This window comes from Psychroserpens mesophilus (assembly GCF_050617655.1).
Lineage (GTDB): Bacteria > Bacteroidota > Bacteroidia > Flavobacteriales > Flavobacteriaceae > Psychroserpens > Psychroserpens mesophilus_A.
In genome coordinates, this window is sequence record NZ_JBODQC010000006.1 from 35,678 (window position 1) to 53,790 (window position 18,113).

At 31.5% G+C, this 18,113-nt stretch carries 19 protein-coding genes; 9 read left to right on the top strand and 10 right to left on the bottom strand.

All coding sequences use genetic code 11. From position 1 onward, the window contains the following. The first annotated feature begins 36 nt into the window (after nt 1–36). The 3 genes from ACRHNM_RS11385 (at nt 37) to ACRHNM_RS11395 (ending at nt 3,989) form a co-directional block, all read left to right on the top strand. Nucleotides 37–2,049 carry a carboxy terminal-processing peptidase gene (locus ACRHNM_RS11385; protein WP_431136653.1) on the top strand — a complete coding sequence of 671 codons (2,013 nt, stop codon included), beginning with the start codon at nt 37–39 and terminating at the stop codon, nt 2,047–2,049. 85 nt (nt 2,050–2,134) lie between these two features. Further along, nucleotides 2,135–3,169: an LIC11966 family surface protein gene (locus ACRHNM_RS11390; RefSeq protein WP_431136655.1), complete on the top strand. Its 1,035-nt coding sequence runs from the start codon at nt 2,135–2,137 to the stop codon at nt 3,167–3,169. Between the two features lie 70 nt (nt 3,170–3,239). Further along, nucleotides 3,240–3,989, top strand: coding sequence for a YebC/PmpR family DNA-binding transcriptional regulator (locus tag ACRHNM_RS11395; RefSeq protein ID WP_431136657.1), 750 nt, complete (start codon nt 3,240–3,242; stop codon nt 3,987–3,989). Between the two features lie 198 nt (nt 3,990–4,187). Here the strand turns inward: ACRHNM_RS11395 and mazG are convergent, their stop codons facing one another. The 4 genes from mazG to ruvX form a co-directional block, all read right to left on the bottom strand. Next, on the bottom strand, nt 4,188–4,961 hold the full coding sequence (gene mazG / locus ACRHNM_RS11400) for a nucleoside triphosphate pyrophosphohydrolase (RefSeq protein ID WP_431136659.1): 774 nt from the start codon (nt 4,959–4,961) through the stop codon (nt 4,188–4,190). A 9-nt stretch (nt 4,962–4,970) separates the two neighbouring features. Further along, the gene (locus ACRHNM_RS11405) at nt 4,971–5,399 is read right to left on the bottom strand and encodes a DUF5606 family protein (protein ID WP_431136661.1); all 429 of its coding nucleotides are present in this window, start codon (nt 5,397–5,399) and stop codon (nt 4,971–4,973) included. Nucleotides 5,400–5,423: 24 nt separating this feature from the next. Continuing rightward, complete coding sequence (gene def / locus ACRHNM_RS11410) at nt 5,424–6,014, bottom strand: peptide deformylase (RefSeq protein WP_431136663.1); 591 nt, start codon at nt 6,012–6,014, stop codon at nt 5,424–5,426. A 65-nt stretch (nt 6,015–6,079) separates the two neighbouring features. Next, nucleotides 6,080–6,493 carry a Holliday junction resolvase RuvX gene (ruvX, locus tag ACRHNM_RS11415; protein WP_431136665.1) on the bottom strand — a complete coding sequence of 138 codons (414 nt, stop codon included), beginning with the start codon at nt 6,491–6,493 and terminating at the stop codon, nt 6,080–6,082. 404 nt (nt 6,494–6,897) lie between these two features. Here ruvX and ACRHNM_RS11420 point away from each other — a divergent pair, with 404 nt between their 5' ends. From ACRHNM_RS11420 to ACRHNM_RS11430, 3 genes are all read left to right on the top strand, one after another. Then, the gene (locus ACRHNM_RS11420) at nt 6,898–7,713 is read left to right on the top strand and encodes a 2,3,4,5-tetrahydropyridine-2,6-dicarboxylate N-succinyltransferase (RefSeq protein ID WP_431136667.1); all 816 of its coding nucleotides are present in this window, start codon (nt 6,898–6,900) and stop codon (nt 7,711–7,713) included. Nucleotides 7,714–7,810: 97 nt separating this feature from the next. After that, nucleotides 7,811–8,857 (top strand): glycosyltransferase family 9 protein, encoded by a 1,047-nt coding sequence (locus tag ACRHNM_RS11425; protein WP_431136669.1) that lies wholly within the window; start codon nt 7,811–7,813, stop codon nt 8,855–8,857. After that, nucleotides 8,857–9,936 (top strand): CDP-glycerol glycerophosphotransferase, encoded by a 1,080-nt coding sequence (locus ACRHNM_RS11430; RefSeq protein ID WP_431136671.1) that lies wholly within the window; start codon nt 8,857–8,859, stop codon nt 9,934–9,936. The genes ACRHNM_RS11425 and ACRHNM_RS11430 overlap by 1 nt, the downstream gene beginning before the upstream one ends. On the opposite strand, the gene ACRHNM_RS11435 is transcribed toward ACRHNM_RS11430, so the two are convergent. After that, nucleotides 9,937–10,758: a glycosyltransferase family 2 protein gene (locus tag ACRHNM_RS11435; RefSeq protein WP_431136673.1), complete on the bottom strand. Its 822-nt coding sequence runs from the start codon at nt 10,756–10,758 to the stop codon at nt 9,937–9,939. It abuts the gene before it with no gap. A gap of 44 nt (nt 10,759–10,802) precedes the next feature. Here ACRHNM_RS11435 and ACRHNM_RS11440 point away from each other — a divergent pair, with 44 nt between their 5' ends. Then, nucleotides 10,803–11,558, top strand: coding sequence for a glycosyltransferase family 2 protein (locus ACRHNM_RS11440; protein WP_431136675.1), 756 nt, complete (start codon nt 10,803–10,805; stop codon nt 11,556–11,558). Here ACRHNM_RS11440 and ACRHNM_RS11445 read toward each other — a convergent pair. Beyond that, nucleotides 11,555–12,325, bottom strand: a complete 771-nt coding sequence (locus ACRHNM_RS11445) for a Kdo domain containing protein (protein ID WP_431136677.1) — start codon at nt 12,323–12,325, stop codon at nt 11,555–11,557. The two genes, ACRHNM_RS11440 and ACRHNM_RS11445, sit on opposite strands and share 4 nt — an antisense overlap. A 92-nt stretch (nt 12,326–12,417) precedes the next feature. Here ACRHNM_RS11445 and ACRHNM_RS11450 point away from each other — a divergent pair, with 92 nt between their 5' ends. Beyond that, nucleotides 12,418–13,497: a glycosyltransferase family 4 protein gene (locus ACRHNM_RS11450; RefSeq protein ID WP_431136679.1), complete on the top strand. Its 1,080-nt coding sequence runs from the start codon at nt 12,418–12,420 to the stop codon at nt 13,495–13,497. On the opposite strand, the gene ACRHNM_RS11455 is transcribed toward ACRHNM_RS11450, so the two are convergent. Beyond that, a complete protein-coding gene (locus ACRHNM_RS11455) occupies nt 13,486–14,352 on the bottom strand; it encodes a hypothetical protein (protein WP_431136681.1) in 867 nt (288 codons plus the stop codon). The two genes, ACRHNM_RS11450 and ACRHNM_RS11455, sit on opposite strands and share 12 nt — an antisense overlap. A gap of 74 nt (nt 14,353–14,426) precedes the next feature. On the opposite strand from ACRHNM_RS11455, the gene ACRHNM_RS11460 reads away from it, so the two are divergent. Beyond that, nucleotides 14,427–15,419 carry a glycosyltransferase family 2 protein gene (locus tag ACRHNM_RS11460; protein ID WP_431136683.1) on the top strand — a complete coding sequence of 331 codons (993 nt, stop codon included), beginning with the start codon at nt 14,427–14,429 and terminating at the stop codon, nt 15,417–15,419. Here ACRHNM_RS11460 and ACRHNM_RS11465 read toward each other — a convergent pair. The 3 genes from ACRHNM_RS11465 to ACRHNM_RS11475 are packed head-to-tail and all read right to left on the bottom strand — an operon-like array spanning nt 15,411 to nt 18,009. Next, on the bottom strand, nt 15,411–16,304 hold the full coding sequence (locus tag ACRHNM_RS11465; RefSeq protein WP_431136685.1) for a glycosyltransferase family 2 protein: 894 nt from the start codon (nt 16,302–16,304) through the stop codon (nt 15,411–15,413). The two genes, ACRHNM_RS11460 and ACRHNM_RS11465, sit on opposite strands and share 9 nt — an antisense overlap. Next, a complete protein-coding gene (locus tag ACRHNM_RS11470) occupies nt 16,297–16,935 on the bottom strand; it encodes an acetyltransferase (protein WP_431136686.1) in 639 nt (212 codons plus the stop codon). Before ACRHNM_RS11470 ends, ACRHNM_RS11465 begins: the two co-directional genes overlap by 8 nt. Then, nucleotides 16,936–18,009: a DegT/DnrJ/EryC1/StrS family aminotransferase gene (locus ACRHNM_RS11475; protein WP_431136688.1), complete on the bottom strand. Its 1,074-nt coding sequence runs from the start codon at nt 18,007–18,009 to the stop codon at nt 16,936–16,938. Nucleotides 18,010–18,113: the final 104 nt, after the last annotated feature.

Here is an 18,113-nt window from a genome sequence, read left to right on the forward strand (position 1 = left end):
CGTATTATTTTATTCTTTTTTTTAAGCTGCTTTTGTTTGGCTCAACCTCAGGAGCAACAAAAATTTTGTGAGCAATTGCAAGCCATTAAAACCTTAGTTAAAAAAGAACATTTTAAACCCAAACCAATAGACGATAGTCTTTCTGTGGGTGTTTACAAACTTTTTTTATCACAATTAGATGAAAAAAAGAGATTTTTCACGCAACAGGATATAGATTTATTTGAAAAGGATCGGTTACAATTAGATAATTACATAATCAATAACGATTGTAGTTTTATAGACAGGTATATCGAGATTATGTCCCAACGCATAGAAGATGCAAAACAGATTATCGCCAGCTTTTCTAAGTCTGAATTTGATTATTCAGGAAAAGACACTTTGCATTTTGCTCCTGAAGCCTCTTATACTTATCTCGATACAGATTTAAAAATAAAAAGCTATTGGAGTAAACGTGTTCGTTATAACATTTTATATGAACTTATTGAAAATGATTCTATTATCAAACATCTTTCAGCAACTTTTAAAACCCAAGAAAAGGCTATAAAACCAAAAATCATTCAAAAGGAAATATGCAAACTTGAAGCATTAAAAAATACAAATGGCAGACTTAATCAATTTGTAAAAGAAGCATTTTTAAACGCTTATGTAGCATTTCATGATCCTAATTCTACGTTTTTTAATGCTACAGATAAAACCACGTATGTCAACTCATTATCAAACGATCAGCTTTCCTTCGGAATCATTACCAATAAAAATGAAAATGGTGATATTGTTATTGCACATATTACTCCTGGAAGCCCAGCTTTTATAAATGGTAATTTTGAAACTAACGATATCATAAAATCACTAAAGGCCAACGATGTGATTTTAGAAACCTATTGTGTATCTAACGAAGATATCATAGCGTTTACCAATCATGAAAAGCACAAAACAATTACATTTCAAATCAAGAAACAAAACGGAACTGTAAAGAATATAAAACTCACAAAAACAAAAACAAAAATTGAAGATAATACGGTCACTGGTTATCTTTTAAAAGATAGAGCTAATGTAGGCTACATAAGTATCAATAATTTTTATTCAGATTTTGAATCTCCTAATGGATTGGGTGTAGCAAATGATGTTGCAAAAGAACTCTACAAACTCCAAAAAGAAAATATTGATGCACTCATCATCGATTTAAGATTTAATGGTGGAGGTTCAATGAAAGAAGCAGCTGACCTTTCTGGCATGTTTATTAACAGAGGTCCTTTATCTATTATAAAATACGCAAATGGGGAAACGTTTACCATCAAAGACATGAATAGAGGCTCATTGTTTATGAAGCCTATTGTGATTCTTATTAATAGATTTAGTGCTTCTGCTTCAGAGTTTTTTGCCGCTGCCATGCAAGATTATAACAGAGCAATCATCATAGGTTCTCCAACACATGGTAAAGCATCAGCACAAGTTATACTTCCGTTAGATAAAGATTCAGAATTAGGATTTTCAAAACTTACAGTAGAAAAATTTTATCGTATTACAGGACAAAGCCATCAATCTGTTGGTGTAATTCCAGATATTCAATTACCAGATTTATATGATAATTTTAAGACAGAAGAACGTTTTTCAACCTATGCCTTAACTAACGATTCCATAACACCAACGATAACATACAAGAAGCTAAAAGCGCTTCCCATAAAAAAACTCATCACTAAATCTCAAAATAGGGTTAATACTAATTCAGCTTTTATTGCTGTAAAATCACTGAACAAATTAATTATAGAAAATTACTTTGAACTGGAAACTAAATACCCTCTCACATTGCAAAATGTTTATAAGAATATTAAGAACTATCATTCGCAATTTGAATCATTTAGTGATGCCATTGAAAATAAACCATCCTCTTTAATTGCCAGTAATACCAGTTCAACAAATGAATTGCTGAGCTATAATGAAGAGCAGAAAGATATTAATACTTCTATTTTAGATAAAATTCAGAAGGACCTATATATCTCTGAAGCTCATCATATAATCGTTGATTTTTTAAATTTAAATATAACAAACTAATATAAAATGAGTCATAACCATTCTCTACAAAAACCAAGATGCTTTATGGCCAATCACATCTACACACCTATAAATATATAAACAGATGAAACACATCACATTAATTCTCGGCTTATGTTGCATTCTGACATCAAATTTAACAACAGCTCAAAATTTTGCCAACGCTTCTGAATATTTAGATTTTGTAGCCGAAGAACAGCAAGCCATAACTAAAAACATGTGGAAATACACTAAAGCCGTAGCTCATAGTAAAAGCGACAGGAGTATTGACGGAAAACGTAAAAACTTACTTAAAACAATCGATAAAGCCATTTCAAAAATAGAAAAAGCTAATGGGTTTGATGGTGATGACTATAAAAACCAGGTATTAAAACATATGCGACTTAATAAGAGTCTTTTAAATCATGAATACGCTGAAATTGTTGATATGAAAGCCGTTGCAGAACAATCATATGATGCTATGGAAGCCTACATTATTGCTCAGGAAATGGCAGATAAAAAAATGGAAGAATCTCAAAAAGAATATGAAACCAATTTTTATGCCTTTGCCGACAAGCATGATATCAAAATTATTGAGAGTGAAAATGATCTTGGTAAAAAAATGAAAATATCAAACGAAGTGTTCGAACATTACAATGATATGTACTTGGTTTACTTCAAAGTCTACATCAATGAAGTTTATCTTTGGGAGGCAGTTGAATCTAATGATGTAAGCGCTATTCAACAAAATGCAAATGCACTTAATGTAGCAGCAAAAGAAGGTCTTGAAATTTTAAAAACACAACCGAAATATAAAAATGACGATTCTGTAATCAATGCAACCAAAACAGCATTTGAATTCTTTATTGATGAAACTGAAAATAAAATGCCACAATTAACAGATTTTTTGATTCTTAATGAAGACTTCGAAAAGATAAAAAACAGCTTAGAACAAACACCAGAGCGTGAGCGTACCAAAGAACAAATTGACGCTTACAATAAAAAAGTAAAAGACATTAATACAGCTGTAAAAAATTACAACAAAGTAAATACAGAACTCAATACAAAACGCCAAGCGACTATTAACGGACTCAATAATACCAATGCCAATTTTTTAGCAAATCACATTCCTAATGACTAATGTTTGTTTGCTTTTCAATTAAATTTCAATAATTTTGGATGCAACAAAAAACTTTTAAAAAAGAACGATAATGGGAAGAGCTTTTGAATTTCGTAAAGCAAGAAAAATGAAACGTTGGTCAGCGATGAGCAAAGCCTTTACACGTATTGGTAAAGACATTGTGATGGCTGTAAAAGAAGGCGGTCCAGATCCAGATTCTAATTCGAGATTAAGAGCTGTCATACAAAATGCAAAGGCAGTAAATATGCCTAAAGACAATGTTGAGCGTGCTATTAAACGAGCTTCAGATAAAAGTCAAGGTGATTATAAAGAAGTTGTTTTTGAAGGCTATGCACAACATGGTATTGCTGTACTTATAGAAACAGCAACAGACAATAATACACGTACAGTTGCTAATGTACGCTCTTATTTTAACAAATGTGATGGCAGCTTGGGAACTTCTGGCTCTGTTGTATTTATGTTTGATCACACCTGCAATTTTAAAATAAAAGGTGAAGATTTAGATTTAGAAGAATTAGAATTAGAGCTCATAGATTTTGGCGTGGAAGAAATTTTTGAAGATACTGACGAAGATGAAGACGGAAATGAGGAAACAAGTGTCATGATTTATGCACCATTTGAAAGTTTTGGAAACATCCAGTCGTATCTTGAAACAAATAACATAGACATTATTTCATCTGGTTTTGAACGTATTCCGCAAGTGACAAAAACATTAACACCTGAACAGGCTGAAGATGTAGAAAAATTATTAGAGAAACTTGAAGAAGATGATGATGTTCAGAATGTGTATCACACAATGGAAGAATCTACAGAAGACTGAATCTCTTAAATAATAAAATCCTGCCTGAGTACACAGACAGGATTTTACCCCTAACTAAACTAAATTTTAAATCTTAATAATATCCGCTTAACTATACAATTAAGATTACCTACTTTGATAATAAAACTTACTTCTAAGTTTCTATCTATTTTATATACGAATGCTTTTAGGTGTTTGGATGACGAACACTAAAAAAAATTATAACTTTTTTGCTTCTTCCCAGTAGATATCCATTTCAGATAAGGTCATTTCAGATAATGGCCTATTCAAATCTTTCGATTTTTGCTCTAAATACTGAAACCGCTTCATGAATTTTTTATTAGTTCGCTCTAAGGCACTTTCTGGATCAACCTTTAAAAATCGCGCATAATTTATCATTGAAAACAGGACGTCTCCAAATTCGCTTTCAATGTTATCAGGATTGCCTGCATTGATTTCTGTTTGCAATTCACCTAGCTCCTCCTCTACTTTTTCATATACCTGATTTGGTGCTTCCCAATCAAATCCAACACCTGCAACTTTATCTTGAATTCTGTTAGCTTTTACCATTGCAGGCAAGCTTTTAGGAACACCTTCTAAAACACTTTTCTTACCTTCTTTGAGTTTGAGCTGCTCCCAATTTCTTTTTACATCATCTTCATTTTCAACCACAACATCACTATAAATGTGTGGATGACGCTCAATAAGTTTATCACAGATACTATGACAAACGTCTGCAATATCAAAATTGTTAGATTCACTACCGATTTTGGAGTAAAATACGATGTGAAGCAATACATCGCCTAATTCCTTTTTAACTTCATCTAAATCGTTGTCTAAAATTGCATCGCCTAATTCGTACACCTCTTCAATAGTTAAGTGACGAAGCGTTTGCATGGTTTGCTTTTTATCCCAAGGGCATTGCTCACGCAACTCATCCATAATGATGAGCAAACGCTCAAAAGCTTCTAGTTGCGATGTTTTATCAGACATGACACATAATTATTCTTCCTCGTCTGCAGTAACAGCTTCAGGTGCTTCGTCTAAAGCATCTAACATATCATGCTTTTGGAGTAGGTTATACCACTGAATTATTTTTTTAATATCACTGGCATACACACGATCTTCATCATAATCTGGCAATACTTCAAAGAAATATTCTTCCAGAGTATCTTTAGAGTCTTTATGACTTATAGAGGTTGGTTGTCCATTTTCTTTTTCCATTACCTTTTTAAGAACATCTCTTAATGGCAACTCTTCAGTTAAAGTATATACAGCAATTTCACTAAGTATGCTTACGTTACTGTGAATATTAACATTAACTTTTTTGTGATCGATTAATGATTCTGCAACAAATCCAGTTCTAGTTTGTGCAATAATTTTATATAAACCTGGTTTTCCTGAAATGGAAAGAATTTTGTCTAAACTCATAATTATAAGATATAATGTTATGTATTATCGTTTCTTTTTTAACGCTGGAAAACGCATTCGGTAATCTACTTTTATTTTTCCTTTAGAAATGTTTGATAGTTTTCCTTTTATCAAACGTTTTTTTAATGATGACAACTTATCTGTAAATAAAATCCCTTCAATGTGATCATATTCATGTTGAATCACTCTGGCAATTAAACCGTCAAATTCTTCAGTATGTGTATCAAAATTTTCATCTTGATACTTAATTTTAATTTTTGGTTGTCTAAATACATCTTCCCGAACATCTGGAATGCTTAAACAGCCTTCATTAAAAGCCCATTCATCGCCTTCTTCCTCAAGAATTTCAGCATTAATAAAAGTTCTTTTAAAGTTTTTTAATGCGTTTTGTTCTTCTTCTGTAAATTCATCATCTTCAGCAAAAGGTGAAGTATCGACCAAAAATAACCGAATCGGTAATCCAATTTGCGGAGCAGCTAAACCAACTCCATAAGCACCATACATCGTCTCTTTCATGTTTTCTAAAAGCGCATCTAATTTTGGATAATCTTTAGTAATTGATTCTGCTTTTTTTCTTAAAACTGGGTCGCCATAAGCAACTATTGGTAATATCATGTACTTTAATTTTTCGATTGCAAAAATACAATTCTTATTGTTATTTTATAACTTTTAATATTTAATTAAGACCGATTATACAAGTAACTTTGAAGAATGATGGTTGCACTAATCTCATCCACTAAAGCTTTGTTTTTACGTTGCTTTTTATTAAGTCCGCTATCAATCATTGTTTGAAATGCCATTTTAGATGTAAAACGCTCATCAATTCGTTTGACAGGAATGTCTGGCCATGTTTTTTCTAATTTTTCTAGAAATTTAGAAATATGAATCTCACTTTCAGAAGCTTCAAAATTCATTTGTTTGGGTTCTCCAACAACAAACAACTCAACCGATTCTTGAGAAGTATAGGTCTTTAAAAACGCAATCAATTCTTTAGTATCTACAGTTGTTAAACCTGAAGCAATAATCTGTAACTCATCTGTTACAGCTATACCTGTTCGTTTTGTACCATAATCTATTGCTAGTATTCTCGCCATGTTGCAAAGTTAATTCTTATAAAACAAAAAAACGCTTCTTGTTAGGTCAAAGAAGCGTTTAAAAATAATCAACCATTAATTAATATCCATAAACTAGTTTACCCTCTATCCTAAACTGTCTATGTCATGCTTTTAAGACACATCATTTAATATTAAGTCACATTAATTTTTAAAATTTATTTATAAAAAACACCTTTCATTTAAAAAGAAAGGTGTTTTAAAAAATTAGCTATTAATTATTAAAGAATTCAAGTGTTATATTAGGGAAAACACCCGAAAAATAATAATCACATTTATAAGACACTCTCTTTTTAATTTAGTCACTATTTTTTTATTTTTTCTGAATTAGAAATTATGAGACCAATTTTATAGACTTATCTTTGTGAAAATTGATACCATTAAAAATGAAACAACTACAACAAAATATTGAGAATGCGTGGAATGATCGTTCTCTCCTTAGCAATAACGTCACTATAGAAAGTATTAGAAGTGTTATAGACCTTTTAGATGAAGGAACACTAAGAGTTGCTGAACCTACAAAAAATGGCTGGCAAGTGAATGAATGGATAAAGAAAGCTGTTGTTTTATATTTCCCTATTCAAAAAATGGAAACCTTAGAAGCTGGTATTTTTGAGTATCACGATAAAATTCCTTTAAAGCGGGATTATCAAAAAAGAGGTATTCGTGTGGTTCCTAATGCTGTCGCAAGACATGGTGCTTATATTTCTTCTGGTACTATTTTAATGCCTAGCTATGTAAATATTGGTGCTTATGTTGATGAAGGTACGATGGTTGATACTTGGGCAACTGTTGGTAGTTGTGCACAAATAGGAAAAAACGTGCATCTCTCAGGAGGTGTTGGCATTGGTGGTGTTTTAGAGCCATTACAAGCGGCTCCAGTAATCATTGAAGATGGTGCATTTATTGGTTCTCGATGTATTGTTGTTGAAGGTGTTCGCATAGAAAAAGAAGCCGTTTTGGGTGCCAATGTTGTGTTGACAATGAGTACTAAAATTATTGATGTCACTGGAGATAAACCTGTTGAAATGAAAGGAATTGTACCAGAGCGCTCAGTTGTGATTCCTGGAAGTTACACAAAAGCATTTCCTGCTGGAGATTACAATGTACCTTGTGCATTAATTATAGGAAAACGCAAAGAAAGTACGAATAAAAAGACCTCTCTTAATGATGCGTTACGTGAATATGATGTAGCTGTGTAATGGCTCAGTACAACTGAAATTTCTAATACAAATTAATTTCAATTGCGCGAAGCAATATTGTGATTGAGTAAGACAATAATTAATTAACTCTTAGAGTTTGAAAATCCTGATTATACAACAAAAAATGATTGGTGATGTGCTCACTACAAGTATTTTGTTTGAAGCTTTAAAAGCAAAACATCCAGATGCTGAGCTTCACTATGCCATAAACTCTCATACATATGCTGTTGTTGAGCATAATCCTTTTATCGACAAATTTTTATTTGTAACACCTGAAATAGAGCAAAGTAAGATTAAATTTCTAGGATTTTTAAAACAAATAAGAAAAGAAAACTACGATGTTGTAATTGATGTTTACGGGAAGATAAGCAGTATCCTGATAAGCTATTATTCAAAAGCAAAACTAAAAACTACGTATAAAAAAAAATACACCTCACTGGTTTATAATCAAGAGATTAAACGATTAAAATCGCCAGTGCATAATTCAAGTTTAGCAATTGAAAATAGAATGCGTCTGATTGAATGTTTAGATGTTCCTTTCAAGCCTTACAAACCAAAAATTTATTTGACCGATTCTGAAATAGAAAATGCTAAAAATTATTTAATAGAGTCTGGCATTGATTTACATAAAACACTCTTTATGATAAGTGTTTTAGGAAGTAGTGCTATTAAAACATATCCTTTTGAATATATGGCAAAGCTTTTAGAAGGTATCGTGGCTCATCATCCAAATTCTCAGATACTGTTCAATTACATTCCAAAACAAAAAGAAGAAGCTCAGGCTATTTATGATAATTGTTCAATAGAAACACAACAACATATTTTCTTTAATGTATTTGGTAAAAGTTTAAGAGAATTTTTAGCCATAACAAGCCATTGCAATGCACTTATTGGTAATGAAGGTGGTGCCAATAATATGGCCAAAGCTCTAGGCATTCCGACATTCACCATATTTTCACCATATTTGAATAAGAAAAACTGGTTTGGTGAAGATGAAAACAACTCACATGTTGCTGTACACTTATTAGATTATACAGATTATGATATTTTGGAAGCAAAAGCTCAACCAACACTATTTTACAATAAATTCAAACCAGAATTCATAATTCCAAAACTAAAAACCTTTATTACTAATCTAGGCTGATGCATTATAAGTTTTTAATATACATTTCATATAGTTATGCGGTTCCTATAGGTGAGCCTTTAGAACAAGAAATTTTGAGTCGTGGCTATACGGTTAAATGGTTTAGTGATTTAGAGAATGGAAAAAAAGCAATTCAAAACAAACACAATTTTTTAAAAGATATCAAAGAGGTTATAGATTATCAACCAGATATTGTCTTGACAGCCACAGATAGTGTTGCCGATTTTATCTCAGGACTAAAAGTGCAAGTTTTTCATGGTTTCAATGCTCAAAAAAGGCCTTCTAAAAAAAATGCGTTTAGCCATTTTAGAATTCGTGGTTTCTTTGATTTGTATTGTACTCAAGGACCAACAACGACTTCAGGTTTTATGGCACAGCAACAAAAACATCCACATTTTGAAGTGCTAGAAACAGGTTGGAGTAAAGTCGATCCTTTATTTCCTTTATCTAAGGAAGCAGATAATCCAAAGCCAACCATTATGATAGCTTCAACCTTTACGCAACGCTTAAGTTTAGCATATCAGGATGACGTATATGATGAAATAAAACGCTTATCAAAAACTGATGCATATAACTTTATTATGGTATTGCATCCTAAACTGCCTTTAGAACTTAAAGACAAATGGAAATCTTTAAATAATAAGAATTTTAAATTTCATGACACCACAGATTTAATTCCGTTATTTAAAAAGGCTGATATCATGTTTGCCGATACCACATCTGCAATTCAAGAATTTTTACTTCAGTTAAAACCTGTGGTAACTTACAATCATACTTTTGCCCACAATTATTTAATTCACATTAAAACACCTGAAACTATTGAAGATGCTTTTAAAAAGGCGCTCTCTTACCCGAAACCACTTATAAAAAATATTGAAAGTTTTATCACTCAATTACATCCATACTTCGATGGCAAATCCAGTAAACGTGTTATTGATGGTTGTATTGCGTTCTTACATAAGGATAAAAGTCACTTAAAGCGTAAGCCACTTAACTTAGTCAGGAAGTATAAAATTAGAAAACGCTTAGGTTTTTTTACATTGAAGAGTTATTCAAAACCGTATACCATAAAATCATAATCAGGGTTTTGCAATCCCAAAATCTGTATACTTAGATTTTATACGCTTGGTTTCTTTTCGGATGCTTTTATTAAAAGCGATAGATTCATCATTTCTATATGGTCTTTCATGAAACAGATGCACGCAAATAACGCTATATCTAGCTTGAATAAAAGTGATTCCGTTATGCATCATGCGCTCACCTACTTCTCTGTCTTCTCCTCCATATGTCATGCGTTCATCAAAACCATTCACTGCTAAAATATCCTTTTTCCACAATGAAACATTCATACCATCAAAGGTCGCTTTTGTAGGCGTAAATGTGTTTAAAAACCATGCTTTTTTACCAAAAGAGGTTAGTTTATTCAATTTAAAGGTCTTTTTCAACCCTTTATTGAGTAGCCATTTGGCATCAAAACATTTCTGCTTAGTTATATCGTCTTTAGAAATAGCTTCAGAAATGGTCTTATTCAATTTGAAATAACCTCCAGACAAGGCACAATTTTCACGACGCATTTTAAGGTGTGTTGCTACAAAATCCTGTCGTGCCATACAATCGCCATCAGTAAAAATAAGGTATTCTGCTTTCGCCTTTAAAATGGCTTTATTTAGGATTTTAGTTTTCTGGAATCCATTGTCTTTCTGCCAGACATGCGTAATTTTTAAGTCTGATTGGGTTAAAAAATTATCTATTAATGCTTCGGTTTCCTTGTTAGAGCCATCATCTGCTATTATGATTTCAAAATTTTTAAAATTCTGCAGTTCATAACTCCAAAGTACATTTTGTAACCATTTAGGTTGATTGTAAGTACTTATAATTACAGAAACATCTATAGCTTTCATTGCCCCAAAAATAGTTATTTTTACCAAATTAAGAGGAATGAGAAATGATTAAACTATCAGGTGTTATTATTACGTTTAATGAAGAACGAAACATTGAAAGATGTTTACAATCTTTAGTGAACGTCGTTGATGAAATCGTTGTAATCGACTCTTTTTCAACAGACAACACCAAACGCATTTGTTCAAAATATAATGTCACATTTATAGAACAGAAATTTCTGGGTTATATTGAACAGAAAAATTTTGCATTACAAAAAGCATCATACGACTATATTGTGTCATTAGATGGAGATGAAGCTTTATCAGAGACGCTTCAAAAATCAATCTTAAATCTAAAATCTAATTTGCAATTTGATGGCTATTATTGCAATCGCTTTAATAATTTTTGCGGACAATGGATCAAGCATTCCGATTGGTACCCAAATAAAAAACTACGTGTTTTCGACAGACGTGTTGCTGAATGGAAAGGCATTAACCCTCATGATGAGATTGTTTTAAAAGACAATCGAAAAGCTGGCAAACTCAAAGGAGACATCTTACATTGGACCTATCAAAGTTATAAAGAGTTTAATGATAAAACTGAATATTTTTCGAGTATTTCGGCTCAAGCGTATTATGACAAGGGTAAAAAAGCTCCATGGTACAAAATTATATGGAATCCTACTTGGGCTTTTTTTAAAGCTTACTTCTTGAGGCTCGGATTTTTAGATGGCAGAAACGGATTTATAATTAGCGCTCAAACGGCAAATATTACCTACTTGAAATACACCAAACTCAGGAAATTATATAAAAAGCGTTAACCTTTTTTTGAGGTTTTCCAGAACTTAAGTTTATTCTTGAGTCGTCTTTTTTTGTGGTATCTGTTTTGAAAAGCCTCAGTGTAAGTCCACATTAATTCAAATACACTGTTATAATCCTTTCCCGAACATTTTGAGTATTCATCACTCATTATTTCCACCATAAACTTATGTGTGGTCAGTTTAGAGAAGTTCTTAATTCGAGTTTCAAAATCTAATTCTTTAAATTCCATTCGGTTTAAATCCACTAAATAAAACGCATAGGTATCGCCTACTTTTTTTATCAATGTATTGCCTGGAGAATGGTCTAAAAAATGCACATTTTTCTCATGCAACTCATAAGTGAATCTGGTAAATGCTCTTAAAATAGTTTCATGCTCTGGATAATCAAAATTTTTTGTCAACTCACGATAGGTTAAATCGCAATCTTGGTGTTCACTTATGTAATAACTTTTTTTAAAAAGTAACCATGTTTTAAATTCGTAGTAAGCAATAGGTTGTGGTGTACCAATATCTAAATTTAGCAGGCAATTGGCATATTCATAAGAGCGTTGTGCTTTACTTTTTCTAAAAAAACGGTAAGCAATTTGATTGATAAAATTCGGAATCCTGAACGATTTCACATTAATGGTCGTGCCATTAAGTTCAAATAGTTTTAAAGAGTTTCTATCCTGATTACCAAAAGGTGTTCCTTTAGTATCAAAATTCAGAATATCATCTGTTAACCTCTTTGTATGCGCTTCAAAAGTCTTACTTACCTTGTAGTTCATACTACAATATTACAATTATATTTTGTTATTAATGCCTGCTAAATTAGTATTTAAAACCCTTTTTTGATTATTTTGTATCAAATCGTTTTTGGATGAAGGAAATCTTATTAGAATCACATAACATTGATAATTTATTTTTTGGGTTTGGACAATTTAACCATCATCTTATCAATGCGTTCAGTCAACATGCAGATTTGCTTAAAGAGGAAAAACTTAAACTTACTTTACTAAGTAAAAACCCATCTCAGCTAGCAGCTCAATTTTCTAATGATTTTAAGTATAAAAAATACCATTCACTGCAACGGAAGCCTTTATTCAGAATTCGAAAAAAGTATGATTTATGGCATTCTCTAAATCAGAATACGAAAATAGAACCATATCATGATATTCGGTATTTACTAACCATTCACGATGTTAACTTTATGGAAGAGAATACTGGAGAATCTCTTATAAAACGTCAGAAATTATTTAAAGAAAAACTGAACCGTAGCGATGCTATTACATATATTTCCAACTATGCAAAAGCAATGACACATCACTATTTTGAAGTTCCAGATGTAAAGGAATATGTGATTTATAATGGTAGTCCGAATAAAACCCTTGATATTCCTGAAAATTATAAACCAAAAGTCTTACCAGATCAACCTTATTTATTTTCAATTGGAGAGTTTTTAGAGAAAAAAAATTTTCACACCTTAGTAGAAATGCTAGAACACCTGCCAGATATAAGCTTGATATTATCTGGAAAAAGAACCACATCTTATGGTAAAAACATTGAAGATTTAATTGGTACGCTACAACTTCAAAACCGCGTTTTTATCACAGGAAAAATAAGTGAATTAGATAAACAGTATTATTATAAGAAATGTTTAGCATTTACGTTTCCTTCATTGCGTGAAGGTTTTGGAATTCCGCCTATTGAGGCTATGAAATTTGGGAAACCAGTGTTTTTATCTAATAAAAGTTCATTACCAGAAGTTGGAGGCAAACATGCTTTTTACTGGGAACATTTCGAGCCAAAATACATGGCAGAAATTGTCATGAAAGGTTTAGATGAATATCAGAATAACAGTACAGACTTTCAGCAAAAATATAAAGATCACGCCAATTCGTATTCCTGGAATAAAACCGCTTTAGACTACCTCGACGTATATAAAACTTTACTTGAATAAGAATTTAAACCACTGGCCAAAATTTTTACCTGCTATAAACGTTTTACTAGGCATGATGTCTTTTAGGTTGATATTCTTGCCAATTTCTTCTACATTTTGTCCTTCACAAAACTCAAGTTGTTTCCATTTTTCAGGTTCTATATAGAAAAAGTCTTCGCGTTCTTTATAATTGGATTTGTTTGTAGTTCGCCACTTTTTCATAAAAGCATCTTTATCTTTTATATCGATATTATGTCCCCAATTATTAAACTTTAACAACAATTCCTCTTCTGTTCGGGCAATACTCTCATGAAGTAGTAAATTTTGTGTGTAGACAATTCGTTTTCTTGTATTTCTGGCAACTCTGTAATTTGGGTAATTGGTAGCCATGACACCACGTGTTGGTTCTTTAACGTATAAAATCCCTCCATCTGTATACTTATACAAGTTAATTAAAAAAGCAGCTATCTGAATGTTATTATGTTCAGGATCATCTAAGTAACTGTCATATTTTCGTAAATCTTTGACAAAGTTTTCAAAATTGAAAAAATACTCATCACTATCTACCTGTACCAACCAGTTTCCAATTCCCATTTTTAGTGATAACATGTGTCGTTCTCTATTATCGTTTTCAATAGCCTTTAATTCAGGCACATAGAAATCATCTTTATAAAACTGAATTTTTCGATCAACATCAAAGTTTTTAACCCATTCAAAAAAACTGTCTGAAACGTCGAATGTTTCTCCAGACCAGGTTCTAAAGTCTTTATCCATTGCAATGAAGATATTATCTGCTGCATTATAAACTGGTGGAATGGATTTTTTAAGCTTCTCGTAATCGTAGGATAATAGGAAACCGACTTGAATTTTTTTCATTTTAGAAATTTAGAATACAAATATAATGTTAAGCATTATAAATACTTACTTTTGCTATTGAAAAACGTTAAACCATGAGTCTATTAACTGTAATTATGCCAGTTTATAATGGCGAAAAATATCTGGAAGAAGCTATAGACAGTATTCTTAATCAAACATTTACAGATTTTAAATTATTAGTTTTAAACGATAATTCTACAGATAGTACACCTGCAATATTACAAGCTTATCAAAACAAAGATAATCGTGTTCAGGTTATTAACAAATCAAAAAATGAAGGTCCTGCTAACTTACGAAATGAAGGGATAGAGAAAGCTCAAACTGAATTTATTGCACTTATGGATGCCGATGATGTTGCCTTACCTACTCGGTTTGAAAAACAGCTGGATGTTTTTAAAAACAATCCTAATATTGGTGTCTGTGGTACATGGTTTACGTTTTTTGGAGACAAGCAGAAATTAATTAAGCATTCTGTGACCTCTGAAAAACTAAAGGTTCAATTCTTAAATAGCTGTGGTATTGGCAATCCTACAGTTATGTTTAGAGCTTCGGTCATTAAAGACTTTAGATTTGAACATCAATATGTACCAGCTGAAGATTACGGGTTATGGAGTCAGGTAATTCAAGTTACCGATTTTTATAACATTCCAGAATCGTTACTCAATTACAGATGGCATCCCAATAATATTAGTCAGACAAAAAAAGAAAACCTTTTAAAAGCTAATGCGCTAATCAAGAAAAAACAATTGCTTCATTTTGGAGTTGATCAATCTAAAGTGAATTTAGAACCTTGTTTAAATGCTATTTCTTTAACGCGAAACTTGTCACCAGAACAGGTTATATCAGCAATAGAAGCCTCAAAATATTTAAAAGAAAGAAATAGAGTGACCAACTACTATGTCGCTTCCATTTTTGAAACCCATATAGACAAAGTCATTGTGAGAACCATTAGAAATGCCAGCTCTTATACTAAAGAATTCTATACGTATTTAAAAACTGAATCTGGATATTTTGATAAAATCCCTTTTATAGATAAAGTCGCTATTTTTTTTAAACGTCTATTTTAAAAAACGTCTTTTAAAATATTTAAACTTTGTTTTAAAGTTTCCGTTTTTAAAATAATCAGTCATAAATTTCAGCTGATCATCTGTTAAGATTTCTCCTTTTTGTTTGAGTTTCAGGAGTCCAAAAGCCGTTGCATTTCCTAAGGAATGTAATACTCGTTTCATGTTCTTAGTCTGCGACTCTGGAACAGCATCCATTATTTCCTTGATGTTTAAATAAGATGTATAGTTTTTATGGTAATTAGAGGTTAAAGAAAATACGCCTCCTTCGTGAATGCGATAAACTGAAGATACAAAATTTAAAAAAGCACCTTTTCCTTCTCTAAGTAATAATACGTAAAGTGAATTGTCCTTATAGTATTTTAAAGACTTATAAAGTTCAAAATCAAACGCTTCCTGTTTAAACATTGAAGTTAATGTATAGGTGCAATAAGGTCTGAACAGATTGTTGTAATTAATTTCAACCACATCTTCATTAAAATTAAAATCGGTAGACGTTAATTCGCCATTATCTTTTAATATACTGTAGTCTGTCCAGCAAATCACATAATCTGGATGAGATTCTAAAAAGTCGACTTGCTTTTGAAGTTTCAGTGGATCAGTCCAGTAATCATCACCTTCACAAACTGCAATATATTTTCCTTTAGCTGCTTCTAGTGTTCTGATAAAATTAGGAATCATTCCAACGTTTTCATCACTGTGAATCAATGTTATACGATCACCATAACGTTTGCAAACTTCAAGCGTGTTATCTGGACTTTTATCTTCGCCAACAACAACTTCAAAATCAAAATCAGTGTTTTGAGATAGAATGCTATCAAGAGTTTGTTTGATATAGTTCTCATGATTATAGGTAATAACTACAACTGACACTAAAGGTTTACTCATTTGTTTTTATGATTTTTCCAGGAACACCAACAACAGTACTATTATCAGGAACGTCTTTTAACACCAATGTACCTGCTCCAATAACGCAATTACGACCTATCGTTATATCAGGAATTATAATAGCGTTGGTTCCTATACTAGTTAAATCTCCAATTTTACATCGTCCAGAAATATTTACATTAGGTGATAATTCAACAAAGTCACCTAGGGTTGTATCATGACCAATTGTACAATTCAAGTTAATTAAACAGCCTTTACCAATAGTAATACTATTAGTGATTCTAACGCCTTGCATGATTGAGGTGCCTTCTCCTATATTAATATCGAAGCTACCTATTGAAGTTTCTTTTGCAATAATCGTTTTAAAATCTGCATCAAAACTTGAAAATAAATCAAATAATATGTTTCTTACAGAAGGTTTACCAACCCCTAAAACAACAGATTTATCAGTACTGTTTTTAATGTGATTTTTTACTTCATTTTCCGATTTCAAAATAGGATATTTATCAAATACCATATCAGGACAAGGGTTCGTAACATTATCAAAAAATACTATTTCTTCAATTTTTAGTTCACTAGCTACCAGTTCTAATATTTCTTTTGCAAAACCCTTTGCTCCAATAATAATCATTTATATATTTTTTTTAATAATACTTATTATTCTGTTGACGTCATCCTCTTTCAAATCGTAATATAAAGGTAAGCATAAAATGCGTTTTGCTATAGATTCTGAAACCTTCATTGGTTCACCATTTAGATAATCAACAGTATTCAAAGAGGGATAAAAATAGCGTCTTGGAAAAATTTGATGACTATTTAAAGCTTCTTTTATTTTGATTAATTGCTCTTCAGATTCAAATACTACAGGAAAGTAAGCATAGTTATATACCGAATTATCTATAATGTTCTGAAATTGAAAATTGCCAGTATCTAAAGCATTTAGATAGTGTTTATAAAGCAATTCTCGTCTTGCTATGATAGAATCGAAATAAGGAAATACTGCTAAACCCATAGCTGCCTGAAGTTCGCTCATTTTAGCATTGATGCCTAGTCCATGAAAATCTTCCGGACCATTATGACCAAAATTATGCAGGTTGTATAAAGTTTTATAAAGTTGTTTATCTTTAGTAAATAAAGCGCCTCCTTCTCCTGTGTGGAAAATTTTGGTAGCATGAAAACTACAAGTACTCACATCTCCATACTCAAAGATAGACTTTCCTTTATAGCTTACACCAAATGCATGTGCTGCATCATAAATTACTTTTAAATTATATGTGTTTGCAATATGTTGAATAGCTTCTAAATTACATGGATTACCAAATACGTGTGTGGCAATAATAGCACACGTTTGATCTGTTATTTTAGACTCAATTTCTTTTGGATTTATATTAAAACTATCATTTTCAATATCTGCAAAAACAGGTATACACGATTCCCAAACAATACTTGATGCTGTTGCTACATAACTAAATGGAGTTGTAATTATTTCGCCTTTTAGTTGTAATGCTTTTATAGCAATTTGTAATGGTAAAGTGCCATTGGTCGTAGCTATAATATTAGAGATCTTAAATTTTTCTGTAATGTTACTCTCTAATTTTTTTACTAAATCACCTCTGTTAGTAATCCAATTTTTATCCCAAGCATAATCAAGTATACTTTGAAACTCTTTTTTTGGAGGTAAAAATGTTTGCGTGACATGTATCATACTGACACAAATTTACTAAACTAATGTTTGTAATTAACATTTATATAAAATTAATGTTGCTTAGCGTTTTTTCATATATAAAATCCTATTTTTATACTTTAATA

Bases quoted from the DNA above. Each gene is read 5' to 3' on its own strand.
- ACRHNM_RS11390 (WP_431136655.1), top strand. From the start codon at position 2,135: ATGAAACACATCACATTAATTCTCGGCTTATGTTGCATTCTGACATCA.
- ACRHNM_RS11395 (WP_431136657.1), top strand. From the start codon at position 3,240: ATGGGAAGAGCTTTTGAATTTCGTAAAGCAAGAAAAATGAAACGTTGG.
- mazG (WP_431136659.1), bottom strand. From the start codon at position 4,961: ATGTCTGATAAAACATCGCAACTAGAAGCTTTTGAGCGTTTGCTCATC.
- ACRHNM_RS11405 (WP_431136661.1), bottom strand. From the start codon at position 5,399: ATGAGTTTAGACAAAATTCTTTCCATTTCAGGAAAACCAGGTTTATAT.
- def (WP_431136663.1), bottom strand. From the start codon at position 6,014: ATGATATTACCAATAGTTGCTTATGGCGACCCAGTTTTAAGAAAAAAA.
- ruvX (WP_431136665.1), bottom strand. From the start codon at position 6,493: ATGGCGAGAATACTAGCAATAGATTATGGTACAAAACGAACAGGTATA.
- ACRHNM_RS11420 (WP_431136667.1), top strand. From the start codon at position 6,898: ATGAAACAACTACAACAAAATATTGAGAATGCGTGGAATGATCGTTCT.
- ACRHNM_RS11430 (WP_431136671.1), top strand. From the start codon at position 8,857: ATGCATTATAAGTTTTTAATATACATTTCATATAGTTATGCGGTTCCT.
- ACRHNM_RS11435 (WP_431136673.1), bottom strand. From the start codon at position 10,758: ATGAAAGCTATAGATGTTTCTGTAATTATAAGTACTTACAATCAACCT.
- ACRHNM_RS11440 (WP_431136675.1), top strand. From the start codon at position 10,803: ATGATTAAACTATCAGGTGTTATTATTACGTTTAATGAAGAACGAAAC.
- ACRHNM_RS11445 (WP_431136677.1), bottom strand. From the start codon at position 12,325: ATGAACTACAAGGTAAGTAAGACTTTTGAAGCGCATACAAAGAGGTTA.
- ACRHNM_RS11450 (WP_431136679.1), top strand. From the start codon at position 12,418: ATGAAGGAAATCTTATTAGAATCACATAACATTGATAATTTATTTTTT.
- ACRHNM_RS11455 (WP_431136681.1), bottom strand. From the start codon at position 14,352: ATGAAAAAAATTCAAGTCGGTTTCCTATTATCCTACGATTACGAGAAG.
- ACRHNM_RS11460 (WP_431136683.1), top strand. From the start codon at position 14,427: ATGAGTCTATTAACTGTAATTATGCCAGTTTATAATGGCGAAAAATAT.
- ACRHNM_RS11465 (WP_431136685.1), bottom strand. From the start codon at position 16,304: ATGAGTAAACCTTTAGTGTCAGTTGTAGTTATTACCTATAATCATGAG.
- ACRHNM_RS11470 (WP_431136686.1), bottom strand. From the start codon at position 16,935: ATGATTATTATTGGAGCAAAGGGTTTTGCAAAAGAAATATTAGAACTG.
- ACRHNM_RS11475 (WP_431136688.1), bottom strand. From the start codon at position 18,009: ATGATACATGTCACGCAAACATTTTTACCTCCAAAAAAAGAGTTTCAA.